This is a genomic window from Enterobacter sp. Taxon_8, assembly GCF_058354585.1.
This window is the reverse complement of sequence record NZ_CM177989.1, coordinates 4,418,343-4,435,028: the sequence shown is the minus strand read 5'-3', so window position 1 is coordinate 4,435,028 and position 16,686 is coordinate 4,418,343. Positions and strand designations below refer to the sequence as shown.

The window sequence follows — 16,686 nt, the reverse complement described above, 5'->3', positions numbered from 1 at the left end:
GCTATCGATGAGGCCTGCGGCATCCTTCTTATATTGTGGATGCTTTAACAATGATTAAAAAAGTATCGCTGTTGACGGCGTTGTCCGTCACGGCATTTTCGGGCTGGGCGCAGGATAGCGCAGACTCGTTGGTGGTGACGGCAAATCGTTTTGAACAACCTGCAAAAACTGTTCTGGCACCGACGTCCGTGGTGACGCGCGAAGATATTGAACGCTGGCAGGCCAGAAGCGTGGTGGAAATCATGTCACGTCTGCCTGGCGTGGATATCGCGCAAAGCGGTGGAATGGGCTCGAACTCTTCGACTTTTATTCGCGGAACGGAATCTCGCCATGTGCTGGTGCTGATTGACGGTATTCCTTTGAATAACGCCGGGATCAGCAACGTTCCCGATCTGAGCCAAATCCCGACCTCGCTGATTCAGCGTATTGAGTACATCCGTGGTCCGCGTTCGGCCCTGTATGGCTCCGATGCGATTGGCGGCGTGATCAACATCATCACCGGACGTGACAAGCCGGGTGCGGAAATCTCAGCGGGCGTCGGCTCTAAGGGTTATCAGACCTATGACGGCGCTTTCCAGCAGGTGCTGGATAAAACCAAAATCACCATGGCGGGTAACTACACCTATACCCGTGGTTTTGATATTGATGCCAAAGATGCTCCGCGCCAGCCGGACCGCGATGGCTTTATGAGTAAATCGCTGTACGGCTCCGTGGAACAGCAGATTACCGACAGCGTGAGCGGCTTCTTCCGTGGCTTTGGTTATGACAACCGCACCGCGTACGACGGTTACGATCACTACGACGACAACTTTATGGTGGATGGACGACCTGATACTCGCCAGCTCTATAGCCAGAACTGGGATACCGGTCTGCGTTACAACCAGGGGATTTTTCAGTCACAGCTGGTCGCGGGTTACGGTCGCAGTAAAGATCAGAACTATGATCCGAAGAAAGGGCGTTACGCTGATTCCGCCACCATGGATGATGTGAAGCAGTATACCACCCAATGGCTCAACACCGTGGAAGTCGGTCACGGCAACATTGGCGCAGGTCTGGACTGGCAAAAGCAGAAGACGCAGGCCGGAACGGGCTACCTGGATAAAGGGTACGAGCAACGCAATACCGGCGTGTTTGTTTCGGCAATGCAGCAGTTCAGCAGCGTGACGCTGGAAGCGGCGGCGCGTAATGACGACAACTCCAACTTTGGTAACCATGGCACATGGCAAACCAGTGCGGCGTGGGAGTTTGTGGATGGCTATCGCGTGATTGCTTCCTACGGTACCGCATTTAAAGCACCAACCATGAGCCAGATCCACAGCGCCTCTTATGGTAACCCGGACCTCAAACCGGAAGAGAGTAAGCAGTGGGAAGGGGGCTTTGAAGGTCTGACGGGACCGGTCAACTGGCGTATCACCGGCTATCGCAATGACATTGATAATCTTATTAACAGCGATCCGCATACGTATCGTTACTACAACGTTGACGAAGCACGTATTAAAGGTGTGGAAGCGACGGCACAGTTCGATACTGGCCCGGTCGGACATCAGATTTCATATGATTACGTCGACCCGCGTAATGCCAAAACCAACGAAGTACTGGCCCGCCGTTCTAAGCAGCAGGTTAAGTACCAGCTTGACTGGCAGGTATGGGATCTCGACTGGAACCTTGCCTACCGTTATCTGGGCACCCGCTATGATGTCGCGATTGATCCTGACACCTATTCGTCAGAACGCGTGAAAATGGGCGGTGTCAGCCTTTGGGATGTCGCAGTTTCGTATCCTGTCACCTCACATCTCACAGTTCGTGGTAAAATAGCCAACCTGTTCGATAAAGATTACGAGACAGTTTATGGCTACCAAACTGCAGGACGGGAATACACCTTGTCTGGCAGCTACACCTTCTAATCCGCGTCCCACCGTGCTGGTGTTTGATTCCGGCGTCGGTGGGCTTTCGGTCTATGATGAGATTCGGCATCTCCTGCCGGATCTCCATTACATCTACGCCTTCGATAACGTCGCTTTCCCGTATGGGGAAAAGAGCGAAGATTTTATTGTTGAGCGTGTGGTTGAAATCGTCACTGCGGTACAAAAACGCTATCCCCTTGCGCTGGCCGTCATCGCCTGTAATACGGCGAGCACCGTTTCTCTTCCCGCCCTGCGTGAAAAATTCCAGTTCCCGGTTGTGGGCGTTGTCCCTGCAATAAAGCCTGCCGCGCGTCTGACGGCGAACGGCATAGTGGGTTTGCTGGCAACGCGAGGCACGGTAAAGCGTCCTTATACCCGCGAGTTGATCGACCGTTTTGCTAACGAATGTCAGATTGCGATGCTGGGCTCGGCCGAGCTGGTGGAGATGGCCGAAGCGAAGCTGCATGGAAAGGCGGTATCACTCGACGAGCTGCGTCGTATTCTTCGTCCGTGGCTGCGGATGCCCGAACCTCCGGATACCGTTGTGCTGGGCTGTACCCACTTCCCGCTATTACAGGAAGAGTTATTGGAGGTGTTACCGGAGGGGACGCGCCTGGTGGATTCGGGTGCGGCTATCGCTCGTCGAACTGCCTGGCTGCTGGAACACGAAGCGCCGGATGCGAAATCTACCGATGCGAATATCGCGTTTTGTATGGCTATCACAAAAGAGACTGAGCAACTTTTACCCGTTTTACGCCGTTATGGCTTTGAAACGCTCGAAAAACTGGCGCTATAGCACGGTTTTGAGCAAAAAAGAGACGGTTGAAAGTTTTTTTTAAAAGAGGGGTTGTCAACGTCTGAGAACTCCCTATAATGCGCCTCCACTGACACGGAACAACGGCTTACAGGCCGCCGGGTTAGCGGGGTTCAGAGATGAACGCCAGCAGAGAAAAGCGAAAATAATCACTTGACTCTGAACGAGGAAAACGTAATATACGGGACCTCGCAACGGTGAGCGAAAGCCGCGTTGCACTGCTCTTTAACAATTTATCAGACAATCTGTGTGGGCACTCAAAGTGACATGGATTCTTAACGTCGCAAGACGAAAAATGAATACCAAGTCTCTGAGTGAACATACGTAATTCATTACGAAGTTTAATTCACGAGCATCAAACTTAAATTGAAGAGTTTGATCATGGCTCAGATTGAACGCTGGCGGCAGGCCTAACACATGCAAGTCGAGCGGTAACACAGGGAGCTTGCTCCTGGGTGACGAGCGGCGGACGGGTGAGTAATGTCTGGGAAACTGCCTGATGGAGGGGGATAACTACTGGAAACGGTAGCTAATACCGCATAACGTCGCAAGACCAAAGAGGGGGACCTTCGGGCCTCTTGCCATCAGATGTGCCCAGATGGGATTAGCTAGTAGGTGGGGTAATGGCTCACCTAGGCGACGATCCCTAGCTGGTCTGAGAGGATGACCAGCCACACTGGAACTGAGACACGGTCCAGACTCCTACGGGAGGCAGCAGTGGGGAATATTGCACAATGGGCGCAAGCCTGATGCAGCCATGCCGCGTGTATGAAGAAGGCCTTCGGGTTGTAAAGTACTTTCAGCGGGGAGGAAGGCGTTGAGGTTAATAACCTCAGCGATTGACGTTACCCGCAGAAGAAGCACCGGCTAACTCCGTGCCAGCAGCCGCGGTAATACGGAGGGTGCAAGCGTTAATCGGAATTACTGGGCGTAAAGCGCACGCAGGCGGTCTGTCAAGTCGGATGTGAAATCCCCGGGCTCAACCTGGGAACTGCATTCGAAACTGGCAGGCTAGAGTCTTGTAGAGGGGGGTAGAATTCCAGGTGTAGCGGTGAAATGCGTAGAGATCTGGAGGAATACCGGTGGCGAAGGCGGCCCCCTGGACAAAGACTGACGCTCAGGTGCGAAAGCGTGGGGAGCAAACAGGATTAGATACCCTGGTAGTCCACGCCGTAAACGATGTCGACTTGGAGGTTGTGCCCTTGAGGCGTGGCTTCCGGAGCTAACGCGTTAAGTCGACCGCCTGGGGAGTACGGCCGCAAGGTTAAAACTCAAATGAATTGACGGGGGCCCGCACAAGCGGTGGAGCATGTGGTTTAATTCGATGCAACGCGAAGAACCTTACCTACTCTTGACATCCAGAGAACTTAGCAGAGATGCTTTGGTGCCTTCGGGAACTCTGAGACAGGTGCTGCATGGCTGTCGTCAGCTCGTGTTGTGAAATGTTGGGTTAAGTCCCGCAACGAGCGCAACCCTTATCCTTTGTTGCCAGCGGTTAGGCCGGGAACTCAAAGGAGACTGCCAGTGATAAACTGGAGGAAGGTGGGGATGACGTCAAGTCATCATGGCCCTTACGAGTAGGGCTACACACGTGCTACAATGGCGCATACAAAGAGAAGCGACCTCGCGAGAGCAAGCGGACCTCATAAAGTGCGTCGTAGTCCGGATTGGAGTCTGCAACTCGACTCCATGAAGTCGGAATCGCTAGTAATCGTAGATCAGAATGCTACGGTGAATACGTTCCCGGGCCTTGTACACACCGCCCGTCACACCATGGGAGTGGGTTGCAAAAGAAGTAGGTAGCTTAACCTTCGGGAGGGCGCTTACCACTTTGTGATTCATGACTGGGGTGAAGTCGTAACAAGGTAACCGTAGGGGAACCTGCGGTTGGATCACCTCCTTACCTTAAAGAACCTGCCTTTGTAGTGCTCACACAGATTGTCTGATGAAAAACAGCAGTAAAAATCTCTGCAGGCTTGTAGCTCAGGTGGTTAGAGCGCACCCCTGATAAGGGTGAGGTCGGTGGTTCAAGTCCACTCAGGCCTACCAAACTCCTTTTAAAGGATGAGCGGTACAGAGATTGCAAAACGATGGGGCTATAGCTCAGCTGGGAGAGCGCCTGCTTTGCACGCAGGAGGTCTGCGGTTCGATCCCGCATAGCTCCACCATCTTTTACTGCAAACACAAGAAAACTTCAGAGTGAACCTGAAAAGGTGCACTGCGAAGTTTTGCTCTTTAAAAATCTGGATCAAGCTGAAAATTGAAACGACACATCTTTAAGGTGTGTTCGAGTCTCTCAAATTTTCGCAATCATGAAGTGAAACATCTTCGGGTTGTGAGGTTAAGCGACTAAGCGTACACGGTGGATGCCCTGGCAGTCAGAGGCGATGAAGGACGTGCTAATCTGCGAAAAGCGCCGGCGAGGTGATATGAACCTTTGACCCGGCGATGTCCGAATGGGGAAACCCAGTGCAATTCGTTGCACTATCGTTAACTGAATACATAGGTTAACGAGGCGAACCGGGGGAACTGAAACATCTAAGTACCCCGAGGAAAAGAAATCAACCGAGATTCCCCCAGTAGCGGCGAGCGAACGGGGAGCAGCCCAGAGTCTGAATCAGCTTGTGTGTTAGTGGAAGCGTCTGGAAAGTCGCACGGTACAGGGTGACAGTCCCGTACACGAAAGCACACAGGCTGTGAACTCGAAGAGTAGGGCGGGACACGTGGTATCCTGTCTGAATATGGGGGGACCATCCTCCAAGGCTAAATACTCCTGACTGACCGATAGTGAACCAGTACCGTGAGGGAAAGGCGAAAAGAACCCCGGCGAGGGGAGTGAAAAAGAACCTGAAACCGTGTACGTACAAGCAGTGGGAGCACCTTCGTGGTGTGACTGCGTACCTTTTGTATAATGGGTCAGCGACTTATATTCTGTAGCAAGGTTAACCGTATAGGGGAGCCGAAGGGAAACCGAGTCTTAACTGGGCGTTAAGTTGCAGGGTATAGACCCGAAACCCGGTGATCTAGCCATGGGCAGGTTGAAGGTTGGGTAACACTAACTGGAGGACCGAACCGACTAATGTTGAAAAATTAGCGGATGACTTGTGGCTGGGGGTGAAAGGCCAATCAAACCGGGAGATAGCTGGTTCTCCCCGAAAGCTATTTAGGTAGCGCCTCGTGAACTCATCTTCGGGGGTAGAGCACTGTTTCGGCTAGGGGGCCATCCCGGCTTACCAACCCGATGCAAACTACGAATACCGAAGAATGTTATCACGGGAGACACACGGCGGGTGCTAACGTCCGTCGTGAAGAGGGAAACAACCCAGACCGCCAGCTAAGGTCCCAAAGTCATGGTTAAGTGGGAAACGATGTGGGAAGGCACAGACAGCCAGGATGTTGGCTTAGAAGCAGCCATCATTTAAAGAAAGCGTAATAGCTCACTGGTCGAGTCGGCCTGCGCGGAAGATGTAACGGGGCTAAACCATGCACCGAAGCTGCGGCAGCGACACTATGTGTTGTTGGGTAGGGGAGCGTTCTGTAAGCCGTTGAAGGTGTGCTGTGAGGCATGCTGGAGGTATCAGAAGTGCGAATGCTGACATAAGTAACGATAAAGCGGGTGAAAAGCCCGCTCGCCGGAAGACCAAGGGTTCCTGTCCAACGTTAATCGGGGCAGGGTGAGTCGACCCCTAAGGCGAGGCCGAAAGGCGTAGTCGATGGGAAACAGGTTAATATTCCTGTACTTGGTGTTACTGCGAAGGGGGGACGGAGAAGGCTATGTTAGCCGGGCGACGGTTGTCCCGGTTTAAGCATGTAGGCGGAGGTTCCAGGTAAATCCGGTACCTTATTAACGCTGAGGTGTGATGACGAGGCACTACGGTGCTGAAGTAACAAATGCCCTGCTTCCAGGAAAAGCCTCTAAGCATCAGGTAACACGAAATCGTACCCCAAACCGACACAGGTGGTCAGGTAGAGAATACCAAGGCGCTTGAGAGAACTCGGGTGAAGGAACTAGGCAAAATGGTGCCGTAACTTCGGGAGAAGGCACGCTGATATGTAGGTGAAGCCCCTGCGGGTGGAGCTGAAATCAGTCGAAGATACCAGCTGGCTGCAACTGTTTATTAAAAACACAGCACTGTGCAAACACGAAAGTGGACGTATACGGTGTGACGCCTGCCCGGTGCCGGAAGGTTAATTGATGGGGTTAGCGGCAACGCGAAGCTCTTGATCGAAGCCCCGGTAAACGGCGGCCGTAACTATAACGGTCCTAAGGTAGCGAAATTCCTTGTCGGGTAAGTTCCGACCTGCACGAATGGCGTAATGATGGCCAGGCTGTCTCCACCCGAGACTCAGTGAAATTGAACTCGCTGTGAAGATGCAGTGTACCCGCGGCAAGACGGAAAGACCCCGTGAACCTTTACTATAGCTTGACACTGAACACTGGTCCTTGATGTGTAGGATAGGTGGGAGGCTTTGAAGCGTGGACGCCAGTCTGCGTGGAGCCGTCCTTGAAATACCACCCTTTAATGGCTGGTGTTCTAACGTAGACCCGTGATCCGGGTTGCGGACAGTGTCTGGTGGGTAGTTTGACTGGGGCGGTCTCCTCCCAAAGAGTAACGGAGGAGCACGAAGGTTAGCTAATCCTGGTCGGACATCAGGAGGTTAGTGCAATGGCATAAGCTAGCTTGACTGCGAGAGTGACGGCTCGAGCAGGTGCGAAAGCAGGTCATAGTGATCCGGTGGTTCTGAATGGAAGGGCCATCGCTCAACGGATAAAAGGTACTCCGGGGATAACAGGCTGATACCGCCCAAGAGTTCATATCGACGGCGGTGTTTGGCACCTCGATGTCGGCTCATCACATCCTGGGGCTGAAGTAGGTCCCAAGGGTATGGCTGTTCGCCATTTAAAGTGGTACGCGAGCTGGGTTTAGAACGTCGTGAGACAGTTCGGTCCCTATCTGCCGTGGGCGCTGGAGAATTGAGGGGGGCTGCTCCTAGTACGAGAGGACCGGAGTGGACGCATCACTGGTGTTCGGGTTGTCATGCCAATGGCACTGCCCGGTAGCTAAATGCGGAAAAGATAAGTGCTGAAAGCATCTAAGCACGAAACTTGCCCCGAGATGAGTTCTCCCTGAGACTTTAAGTCTCCTGAAGGAACGTTGAAGACGACGACGTTGATAGGTCGGGTGTGTAAGCGCAGCGATGCGTTGAGCTAACCGATACTAATGAACCGTGAGGCTTAACCTTACAACGCCGAAGATGTTTTGGCGAAGAGACAGAACAATCAATTTCAGCCTGATACAGATTTAACAGAATTTGCCTGGCGGCTTTAGCGCGGTGGTCCCACCTGACCCCATGCCGAACTCAGAAGTGAAACGCCGTAGCGCCGATGGTAGTGTGGGGTCTCCCCATGTGAGAGTAGGGAACTGCCAGGCATCAAATTAAGTAGTAAGCCGGTGCATAAATCCGGTGGTTACAGCAGTCTTCGGTGGAGCGGTAGTTCAGTCGGTTAGAATACCTGCCTGTCACGCAGGGGGTCGCGGGTTCGAGTCCCGTCCGTTCCGCCACTTATTAAGACATTAAGCCTGCCTTTTTGGCAGGCTTAATGGCAAAAAACTTTAGGGGCGTAGCTCAGTTGGTAGAGCACCGGTCTCCAAAACCGGGTGTCGCGAGTTCGAGTCTCTCCGCCCCTGCCATATATAATCCTTTGCTTCGGCAAAGGATTTTTTTTGCCTGAAATCCAGCAAAAAGGCCTCTTCTTAATATTCAGCCAGCATTTCTGCTGGCTGATGTATCAATCCATTACATTGATTTTTAACAGATCTTTTATCTGTGCTTGCTTATCACTGTTTTGCAGCCAAATTGCATACAGCGGTCTGGTAAGCGTGGTGGAATCCATCACCGTATGCAGCCCCGCTTTAGCGTCTGCCCAGCGAACAGGTAACCAGGTACATCCTCTCAGCAAGGGCAGTTGCTGACAGGCGATCTCCGCAGAGCTGGTTGTTAACTGTGGAACATCATCAGGTGCAATCAATCCAGTCTCATGCTGCTGAAAATCTGGCCCCCATTCCAGGCGCAAATAGGTCAGATCTGCCTTCATCATCGAAGGTTCAGAGGCATAAAGCGCCAGACCAAACTGGCCTACAATCTGGCTGCTAAATTCGTCCATCTTGGGGGCTTCAGTTGTGATCAGAAGATCAAGCTGACGCTCATGAAGCTGCTTAACCAGCGACTGCCGTTGCGCAATTCTCGCTTCAAATTGCAGGTGGCCGTGTGAATGATATAGCCGGGTAAGCCACTGACTTAGCATACATTCCCACAGAGAAGCGCTGGCCCCAATCGAGAACTCATTATGCCTCGAAGTATGCGCCACCTCTTTACGTGCTGCCTGCCAGGTATTCATGAGCGTTTCTGCGTACGGCAGCAGTTTCTCACCGGCAGGCGTTAAGCGAATATTGTTACGATGGCGAGTAAAAAGATTCACACCCAGTTGATTTTCCAGCTGTCGAATACGAAAACTGACTGCTGACTGCGTCAGGTAAAGGGCTTCAGCTGCTCGCCCAAAGTGGCGTGTTCTGCTCACTTCAAGGAAAGTTTTAAGCAATTCCGTATCCACATCTTTCTCCGCAAAATTATTTGTCGTTATGATTTAAATGTTTTGTTTTACACTCTGTCAAGCGTAACTAATACTCCGCGCCATAAATAGCTCGGCCAAAGAATTAGGAGCGTGTAGGATGGCGGAAAGCTTTACGACGACTAATCGTTTTTTCGACAATAAACATTATCCGCGCGGGTTCTCTCGTCACGGCGATTTCACCATCAAAGAAGCTCAACTGCTTGAGCGTCATGGTTATGCCTTTAACGAGCTGGATCTGGGTAAGCGTGAACCTGCGACCGAAGACGAAAAACAGTTTGTTTCCGTTTGCCGTGGTGAGCGTGAGCCTCAGTCTGAAGCGGAACGTGTGTGGATCAAGTACATGGCGCGCATTAAGCGTCCTAAGCGCTTCCATACGCTGTCTGGCGGCAAGCCGCAGATGGAAGGTGCAGAAGACTACACCGAGTCTGATGATTAAAATGAAGAGAAGGGGCTACGGCCCCTTTTTTTATGCCAGCAACTTCTGCAGATGCAGCAGCAAACGATCGATAGCGCGGTAGCTCAGCGCCTCCTGCAAATGCTTTCTCTCAATGTCAGTGCACCCCTCCACGTCAGCAATGGTTCTGGCCACTTTTAGCAAACGCTGCCACGCACGTATAGACAGCCCAAAGCGGGTCAACGTTTCCTCCAGCCATCCCGCATCCTCACTGTTAAGGGAACAAAACTGCCGGATCCCGGCATTATCCAGCCGGGCATTTAGCCTGTTCTGACGAGCATACTGTCGCGTCTGGGCCGCAATCACCCGCTCGCGTACATCCGCTGAGCTTTCACCCGTGATACCCGTCTGCCTGAGCAGACCCGGCGGAGGAAGGGGGATTTCGAGGGATAAATCGAAACGGTCAAGGAACGGGCCGGATAACTTACCCAGATAGCGCAACGTTTGCTCCGGCGTACAGCGGTTATGGTTGCCCTGGTAGTGGCCCGTCGGGCTGGGATTCATCGCCGCGACCAGCTGAAACTGCGCGGGATAGCTTATTTTGGCCCGCGTGCGCGAGATATGTATTTCGCCAGATTCAATAGGTTCTCTCAGTGCATCCAGCACGCGGCGCTCAAACTCGGGCAGCTCATCGAGAAATAGAATTCCATTATGGGCCAGTGAGATTTCTCCCGGCCCGGGGATAGACCCTCCGCCGACCATTGCGGTCAGTGAAGCGCTATGATGTGGGGAACGAAAAGGACGACGGCGCCACTGTTTTTGCAGCGATGCAGAACTGATGAGGCTATATATGGCTGCGCTTTCCAGCGCTTCATGATTATTGAGCGGTGGAAGCAATCCACTCAACCTGCTCGCCAGCATCGTTTTCCCCGTACCTGGTGGACCAATCAACAGAAGATTGTGCCCACCTGCGGCCGTAATCTCCAGCGCCCGTTTCCCTTGCTCCTGCCCCATAATCTCGCTGAGATCCTCCGGGACGTCGGTTATAACATCGTCACACTCCTCCGGCTCGGACAGTTCATGTCGTCCTTCCAGCCAGGCACAAACTTCCTGTAAATGTCCCGCGATGAGGCATCCTTTCTCGTTGATAAGACTCACTTCTGATGCATTTTCATTTGCGACAATGATTTGCCGCCCGGCACGTATGGCCTCCAGCGCTCCTGATATCGCACCGGGAACGCCTCTTAACGCGCCTGTGAGCGCGAGTTCACCCACGAACTCATACGAGCCTAGCCTTGTCGTATTAAGCTGCTCAGAAGCCGCGAGAAGGGCAATTGCGATAGGTAAATCGTATCGTCCCCCCTCTTTAGGCAGATCGGCGGGAGCAAGGTTGATGGTGATCTTCTTCGCAGGGAAGGTATAACCGCTATTTATTATTGCGCTGCGAACGCGATCCCTGGCCTCTTTAACCGTCGTTTCAGGTAAGCCGACAAGCGTGAGTCCGGGTAGCCCATTACTCAAATGAACCTCAACGGAAACGAGCGGTGCCTTTACCCCGAGAGCCGCACGCGTATAAACAACTGACAGTGACATTTGCACTACCTCCTGGTGTGACTATGCCAGCGCCTTTTTTGTCTGTTTAGCGTCATTTTGCTGATTTACGCCGCCTGTTCAGAGATTTTAAGCGCACGCTGAAACAATTGCATAACCGTGGAAGCTTCCTCGCAGAATGTAAAAAGCCCCGTTTTGACGTTAAGAACTGCAGTAAAAAAATGAAAAATATTCATTTTCTAATTTCCTTATATAAAACAAAGCTTTTAAGAAATATGATTCGCTGCCTAATCAAATCCGTCATAAATAAATCTTGTGTTTGATTTAAAAACTGTGATAACTCTTTAGGTATTCCTTCGAACAAGATGCAAAAAGAACTGAAAATGACAGCCCTTCTACGAGTGATTAGCCTGGTCGTGATTAGCGTGGTGGTGATTATTATCCCACCGTGCGGGGCTGCACTTGGACGAGGAAAGGCTTAGAAATCAAGCCTTAACGAACTAAGACCCCCGCACCGAAAGGTCCGGGGGTTTTTTTATGACTAAAAAACGTAAATGAGGAGCAGAGAATGACGACTAGCACAAAATTCTGTTTCTCCCGATTTATGACGGGGAACTAACTATGAATGGGGCACAGTGGGTAGTACATGCGTTGCGCGCGCAGGGAGTCGAGACAGTATTCGGTTATCCAGGTGGCGCAATTATGCCGATTTACGATGCACTGTATGACGGCGGCGTGGAACATCTCTTGTGCCGACACGAGCAGGGCGCAGTGATGGCGGCCATTGGCTACGCCCGCGCGACCGGCAAAATCGGCGTGTGTATGGCGACGTCAGGCCCGGGCGCAACTAACCTCATCACCGGCCTGGCTGACGCGCTGCTGGACTCTGTTCCCGTTGTTGCCATCACCGGGCAGGTGGCGTCTCCGTTCATCGGTACCGACGCTTTTCAGGAAGTCGATGTACTGGGTTTATCGCTGGCCTGCACCAAACACAGTTTCCTCGTTCAGTCTCTGGAAGAGCTGCCGCGCGTAATGGCAGAAGCGTTCGAAGTGGCCAGCTCAGGCCGTCCTGGTCCGGTTCTGGTCGATATCCCGAAAGATATCCAGGTGGCACCTGGCGATCTGGAACCCCACTTCTCCACCGTTGAAAGCGACGACGCGTTTCCGCATGCGGAAGTTGAAGAGGCCCGTCAGATGATGGCGCAGGCGAAACAGCCGATGCTGTACATCGGCGGTGGCGTCGGGATGGCGCAGGCCGTTCCCGCCCTGCGTGAATTTATCGCGGTAACGCAAATACCTGCCACCTGCACGCTGAAAGGGTTGGGTGCGGTAGATGCAGACTATCCGTACTATCTGGGCATGCTGGGGATGCACGGCACCAAAGCGGCAAACCTGGCGGTGCAGGAGTGCGATCTGCTCATCGCCGTAGGTGCCCGTTTTGACGACCGCGTCACCGGCAAGCTGAATACCTTTGCGCCGAACGCTAAAGTCATCCATATGGATATCGACCCGGCGGAGATGAACAAGTTGCGTCAGGCGCACGTTGCGCTGCAGGGCGATCTCAACGCGCTGTTACCGGCATTGCAGAAGCCGCTGGATATCAACGCATGGCGTCAGCACACCGCCGATATGCGTGCCGAGCACGCATGGCGTTACGATCACCCCGGCGAGGCCATCTACGCGCCGCTGCTGTTGAAGCAGTTGTCGGATCGCAAACCTGCTGATAGCGTCGTCACCACCGACGTCGGCCAGCACCAGATGTGGTCCGCGCAGCATATGACCTACACCCGCCCGGAAAATTTCATCACCTCCAGCGGGTTAGGGACGATGGGCTTCGGTCTGCCAGCAGCCGTTGGCGCGCAGGTCGCCCGCCCGAACGATACCGTTATCTGTATCTCCGGTGACGGCTCCTTCATGATGAACGTCCAGGAGCTCGGCACCGTTAAACGCAAGCAGTTGCCGCTGAAAATCGTCTTGCTCGACAACCAGCGTTTAGGGATGGTTCGCCAGTGGCAACAGCTGTTCTTCCAGGAGCGCTACAGCGAAACGACTCTCACCGATAACCCCGATTTCCTCACCCTGGCCAGCGCCTTTGGCATCCCTGGCCAGCACATCACCCGTAAAGATCAGGTTGAAGCGGCGCTCGACACCATGCTGAACAGCGATGGACCTTACCTGCTTCATGTCTCAATCGACGAACTCGAGAACGTCTGGCCGCTGGTACCACCTGGTGCCAGTAACTCACAAATGATGGAGAAATTATCATGATGCAGCATCAGGTCGCCGTACAGGCTCGCTTCAACCCGGAAACTTTAGAACGCGTTTTGCGTGTGGTGCGTCATCGTGGTTTTCAGATTTGCTCTATGAATATGGAGACAGCCACTGACGCCCGGAATATCAGTATCGAATTAACCGTTGCCAGCCCGCGGCCGGTCGACTTACTGTTTAGTCAGTTATCAAAGCTGGTAGACGTTGCCCATGTTGCCATCTGCCAGAGCACAACCACATCACAACAAATCCGCGCTTAAGCGTGACAGGACGAAAAAATGACGACAAAAAAAGCTGATTACATTTGGTTCAACGGTGAGATGGTTCGCTGGGAGGACGCGAAGGTCCACGTGATGTCCCACGCGCTGCACTACGGTACCTCCGTGTTTGAAGGCATCCGCTGCTACGATTCTCACAAAGGGCCAGTGGTGTTCCGCCATCGCGAACACATGCAGCGTCTGCATGACTCAGCCAAAATTTATCGTTTCCCGGTATCTCAGAGCGTTGATGAGCTGATGGAAGCCTGCCGCGACGTGATCCGTAAGAACAACCTCACCAGCGCCTATATTCGTCCGCTGGTCTTCGTGGGTGACGTCGGTATGGGCGTGAACCCGCCGGCCGGCTATACCACTGATGTGATCATTGCCGCGTTCCCGTGGGGTGCTTACCTGGGTGCTGAAGCCCTGGAGCAGGGGATCGACGCAATGGTCTCTTCCTGGAACCGCGTTGCGCCAAACACCATCCCGACCGCCGCGAAAGCGGGCGGTAACTACCTCTCTTCATTGCTGGTCGGCAGCGAAGCGCGCCGTCACGGTTACCAGGAAGGCATCGCGCTCGATGTGAATGGCTACATCTCAGAAGGCGCAGGTGAAAACCTGTTTGAAGTGAAAGACGGCATTCTGTTTACGCCACCATTCACCTCCTCCGCGCTGCCGGGCATCACCCGTGACGCCATCATCAAGCTGGCGAAAGACCTGGGTATCGAAGTGCGCGAGCAGGTGCTGTCCCGCGAATCCCTGTACCTGGCCGATGAAGTGTTTATGTCCGGTACCGCGGCTGAAATCACCCCGGTGCGCAGCGTAGACGGTATTCAGGTGGGCGAAGGCCGCTGTGGCCCGGTCACCAAACGCATTCAGAAAGCGTTCTTTGGCCTCTTCACCGGCGAAACAGAAGATAAATACGGCTGGTTGGATCAGGTTAATCACTAAGCATAAATTTGGGACGGCACGCACCGTCCCATTACATAGTCAGACGGGAGTCAATAAAGCATGCCTAAGTATCGTTCAGCCACCACCACCCACGGCCGCAACATGGCGGGTGCCCGCGCGCTGTGGCGCGCCACTGGAATGACCGACGCCGATTTCGGTAAGCCGATTATCGCCGTGGTGAACTCCTTCACCCAGTTCGTACCGGGCCACGTGCACCTGCGCGATCTGGGTAAACTGGTAGCCGAGCAAATCGAAGCCTCCGGCGGCGTGGCGAAAGAGTTCAACACCATTGCGGTCGATGACGGTATCGCGATGGGTCACGGGGGCATGCTCTATTCACTGCCGTCGCGCGAGCTGATCGCCGACTCCGTAGAGTATATGGTTAACGCCCACTGCGCCGATGCCATGGTCTGTATCTCCAACTGCGACAAAATCACCCCGGGGATGCTGATGGCTTCCCTGCGTCTGAATATTCCGGTGATCTTCGTCTCCGGTGGCCCAATGGAAGCGGGGAAAACCAAGCTCTCCGACAAAATCATCAAGCTCGACCTGGTCGATGCGATGATCCAGGGCGCGGACCCGAAAGTCTCTGACGAGCAGAGCGATCAGGTGGAACGCTCCGCGTGTCCGACCTGCGGCTCCTGTTCCGGTATGTTCACGGCGAACTCCATGAACTGCCTGACCGAAGCGCTGGGCCTGTCTCAGCCGGGCAACGGCTCGCTGCTGGCGACCCACGCCGACCGTAAGCAGCTGTTCCTCAACGCCGGTAAGCGCATCGTTGAGCTGACCAAGCGCTACTACGAGCAGGATGATGCCAGCGCGCTGCCGCGCAGCATTGCCAGTAAAGCCGCGTTCGAAAACGCCATGACGCTGGATATCGCCATGGGCGGTTCCACCAATACCGTTCTGCACCTGCTGGCTGCCGCACAGGAAGCCGAAATCGACTTCACCATGAGCGATATCGACAAGCTGTCCCGCAAAGTGCCGCAGCTGTGTAAGGTCGCACCAAGTACCCAGAAGTACCACATGGAAGACGTGCACCGTGCTGGTGGTGTAATCGGTATTTTGGGCGAGCTGGATCGCGCCGGGCTGCTGAACCGTGACGTGAAAAACGTGCTCGGGCTGACGCTGCCGGAATCGCTGGACCAGTTCGACGTGATGCTGACCAAAGACGAGGCGGTGAAAAAAATGTTCCGCGCCGGTCCTGCCGGTATTCGTACCACGCAGGCCTTCTCCCAGGATTGCCGCTGGGACACGCTGGACGATGACCGCGCCGAAGGCTGCATCCGCTCGCTGGAACACGCCTACAGCAAAGACGGCGGCCTGGCCGTGCTGTACGGAAACTTTGCGGAAAACGGCTGCATCGTGAAAACCGCAGGCGTGGACGACAGCATCCTGAAATTCACCGGTCCGGCGAAGGTGTACGAAAGCCAGGATGAAGCGGTAGACGCCATCCTTGGCGGTAAAGTGGTTGAAGGCGACGTGGTTGTCATTCGCTACGAAGGGCCGAAAGGCGGTCCGGGCATGCAGGAGATGCTCTACCCAACCACCTTCCTGAAATCGATGGGCCTCGGTAAAGCCTGCGCGCTGATCACCGACGGGCGTTTCTCCGGCGGTACTTCCGGCCTCTCTATCGGCCACGTTTCCCCGGAAGCGGCAAGCGGCGGCAACATTGCCATCATCGAAGACGGCGATCTGATCGAAATCGACATTCCGAATCGCGGCATTCAGCTCAAGCTGAGTGACCAGGAGATCGCAGCCCGTCGTGAAGCGCAGGAAGCGCGCGGCGACAAAGCCTGGACGCCCAAAGATCGCCAGCGCGAAGTTTCCTTTGCCCTGCGCGCCTACGCGAGCCTTGCCACCAGTGCAGATAAAGGCGCGGTGCGCGATAAATCGAAACTCGGGGGCTAACG

11 protein-coding genes, 4 tRNA genes and 3 rRNA genes are annotated in these 16,686 nt (G+C 54.0%); 16 read left to right on the top strand and 2 right to left on the bottom strand.

What is annotated here, in order from left to right; all coding sequences use genetic code 11:
* The first annotated feature begins 50 nt into the window (after positions 1 to 50).
* From btuB to AC4IBF_RS21085, 9 genes are all read left to right on the top strand, one after another.
* Positions 51 to 1,904: a TonB-dependent vitamin B12 receptor BtuB gene (btuB, locus tag AC4IBF_RS21125; RefSeq protein ID WP_111963979.1), complete on the top strand. Its 1,854-nt coding sequence runs from the start codon at positions 51 to 53 to the stop codon at positions 1,902 to 1,904.
* A complete protein-coding gene (gene murI, locus AC4IBF_RS21120; protein WP_023309660.1) occupies positions 1,849 to 2,700 on the top strand; it encodes a glutamate racemase in 852 nt (283 codons plus the stop codon). Before btuB ends, murI begins: the two co-directional genes overlap by 56 nt.
* A 381-nt stretch (positions 2,701 to 3,081) precedes the next feature.
* A 16S ribosomal RNA gene (locus tag AC4IBF_RS21115) occupies positions 3,082 to 4,621 on the top strand.
* A gap of 69 nt (positions 4,622 to 4,690) precedes the next feature.
* A tRNA-Ile gene (locus AC4IBF_RS21110) sits at positions 4,691 to 4,767 on the top strand.
* Positions 4,768 to 4,810: 43 nt separating this feature from the next.
* Positions 4,811 to 4,886: transfer RNA gene (locus AC4IBF_RS21105), tRNA-Ala, on the top strand.
* Between the two features lie 171 nt (positions 4,887 to 5,057).
* Positions 5,058 to 7,962 (top strand): 23S ribosomal RNA (locus AC4IBF_RS21100).
* 72 nt (positions 7,963 to 8,034) lie between these two features.
* Positions 8,035 to 8,150 (top strand): 5S ribosomal RNA (gene rrf, locus AC4IBF_RS21095).
* Together the 16S, 23S and 5S rRNA genes with 4 tRNA genes alongside form the textbook arrangement of a ribosomal RNA operon.
* A 55-nt stretch (positions 8,151 to 8,205) precedes the next feature.
* Positions 8,206 to 8,282, top strand: a tRNA-Asp gene (locus tag AC4IBF_RS21090).
* A 53-nt stretch (positions 8,283 to 8,335) separates the two neighbouring features.
* Positions 8,336 to 8,411 (top strand) — tRNA-Trp (locus AC4IBF_RS21085).
* Positions 8,412 to 8,509: 98 nt separating this feature from the next.
* Here AC4IBF_RS21085 and hdfR read toward each other — a convergent pair.
* Positions 8,510 to 9,331, bottom strand: coding sequence for an HTH-type transcriptional regulator HdfR (hdfR, locus tag AC4IBF_RS21080; RefSeq protein WP_133295337.1), 822 nt, complete (start codon positions 9,329 to 9,331; stop codon positions 8,510 to 8,512).
* Positions 9,332 to 9,449: 118 nt separating this feature from the next.
* Here hdfR and AC4IBF_RS21075 point away from each other — a divergent pair, with 118 nt between their 5' ends.
* A complete protein-coding gene (locus tag AC4IBF_RS21075; protein ID WP_008501577.1) occupies positions 9,450 to 9,788 on the top strand; it encodes a MaoP family protein in 339 nt (112 codons plus the stop codon).
* A 30-nt stretch (positions 9,789 to 9,818) separates the two neighbouring features.
* Here the strand turns inward: AC4IBF_RS21075 and AC4IBF_RS21070 are convergent, their stop codons facing one another.
* A complete protein-coding gene (locus AC4IBF_RS21070) occupies positions 9,819 to 11,339 on the bottom strand; it encodes a YifB family Mg chelatase-like AAA ATPase (protein ID WP_491463079.1) in 1,521 nt (506 codons plus the stop codon).
* A gap of 341 nt (positions 11,340 to 11,680) precedes the next feature.
* On the opposite strand from AC4IBF_RS21070, the gene ilvL reads away from it, so the two are divergent.
* From ilvL to ilvD, 6 genes are all read left to right on the top strand, one after another.
* Positions 11,681 to 11,779: an ilv operon leader peptide gene (ilvL, locus tag AC4IBF_RS21065; protein WP_001311244.1), complete on the top strand. Its 99-nt coding sequence runs from the start codon at positions 11,681 to 11,683 to the stop codon at positions 11,777 to 11,779.
* An 86-nt stretch (positions 11,780 to 11,865) separates the two neighbouring features.
* Positions 11,866 to 11,916, top strand: coding sequence for a peptide IlvX (ilvX, locus tag AC4IBF_RS21060; RefSeq protein WP_166792073.1), 51 nt, complete (start codon positions 11,866 to 11,868; stop codon positions 11,914 to 11,916).
* Positions 11,917 to 11,918: 2 nt separating this feature from the next.
* The gene (gene ilvG, locus AC4IBF_RS21055) at positions 11,919 to 13,565 is read left to right on the top strand and encodes an acetolactate synthase 2 catalytic subunit (protein WP_133295335.1); all 1,647 of its coding nucleotides are present in this window, start codon (positions 11,919 to 11,921) and stop codon (positions 13,563 to 13,565) included.
* Positions 13,562 to 13,825 carry an acetolactate synthase 2 small subunit gene (ilvM, locus tag AC4IBF_RS21050; protein ID WP_059354681.1) on the top strand — a complete coding sequence of 88 codons (264 nt, stop codon included), beginning with the start codon at positions 13,562 to 13,564 and terminating at the stop codon, positions 13,823 to 13,825. Before ilvG ends, ilvM begins: the two co-directional genes overlap by 4 nt.
* Before the next feature lie 18 nt (positions 13,826 to 13,843).
* Positions 13,844 to 14,773, top strand: coding sequence for a branched-chain-amino-acid transaminase (gene ilvE / locus AC4IBF_RS21045; RefSeq protein ID WP_127732610.1), 930 nt, complete (start codon positions 13,844 to 13,846; stop codon positions 14,771 to 14,773).
* A 60-nt stretch (positions 14,774 to 14,833) separates the two neighbouring features.
* Positions 14,834 to 16,684, top strand: coding sequence for a dihydroxy-acid dehydratase (gene ilvD, locus AC4IBF_RS21040; protein ID WP_136196075.1), 1,851 nt, complete (start codon positions 14,834 to 14,836; stop codon positions 16,682 to 16,684).
* Positions 16,685 to 16,686 lie beyond the last annotated feature (2 nt).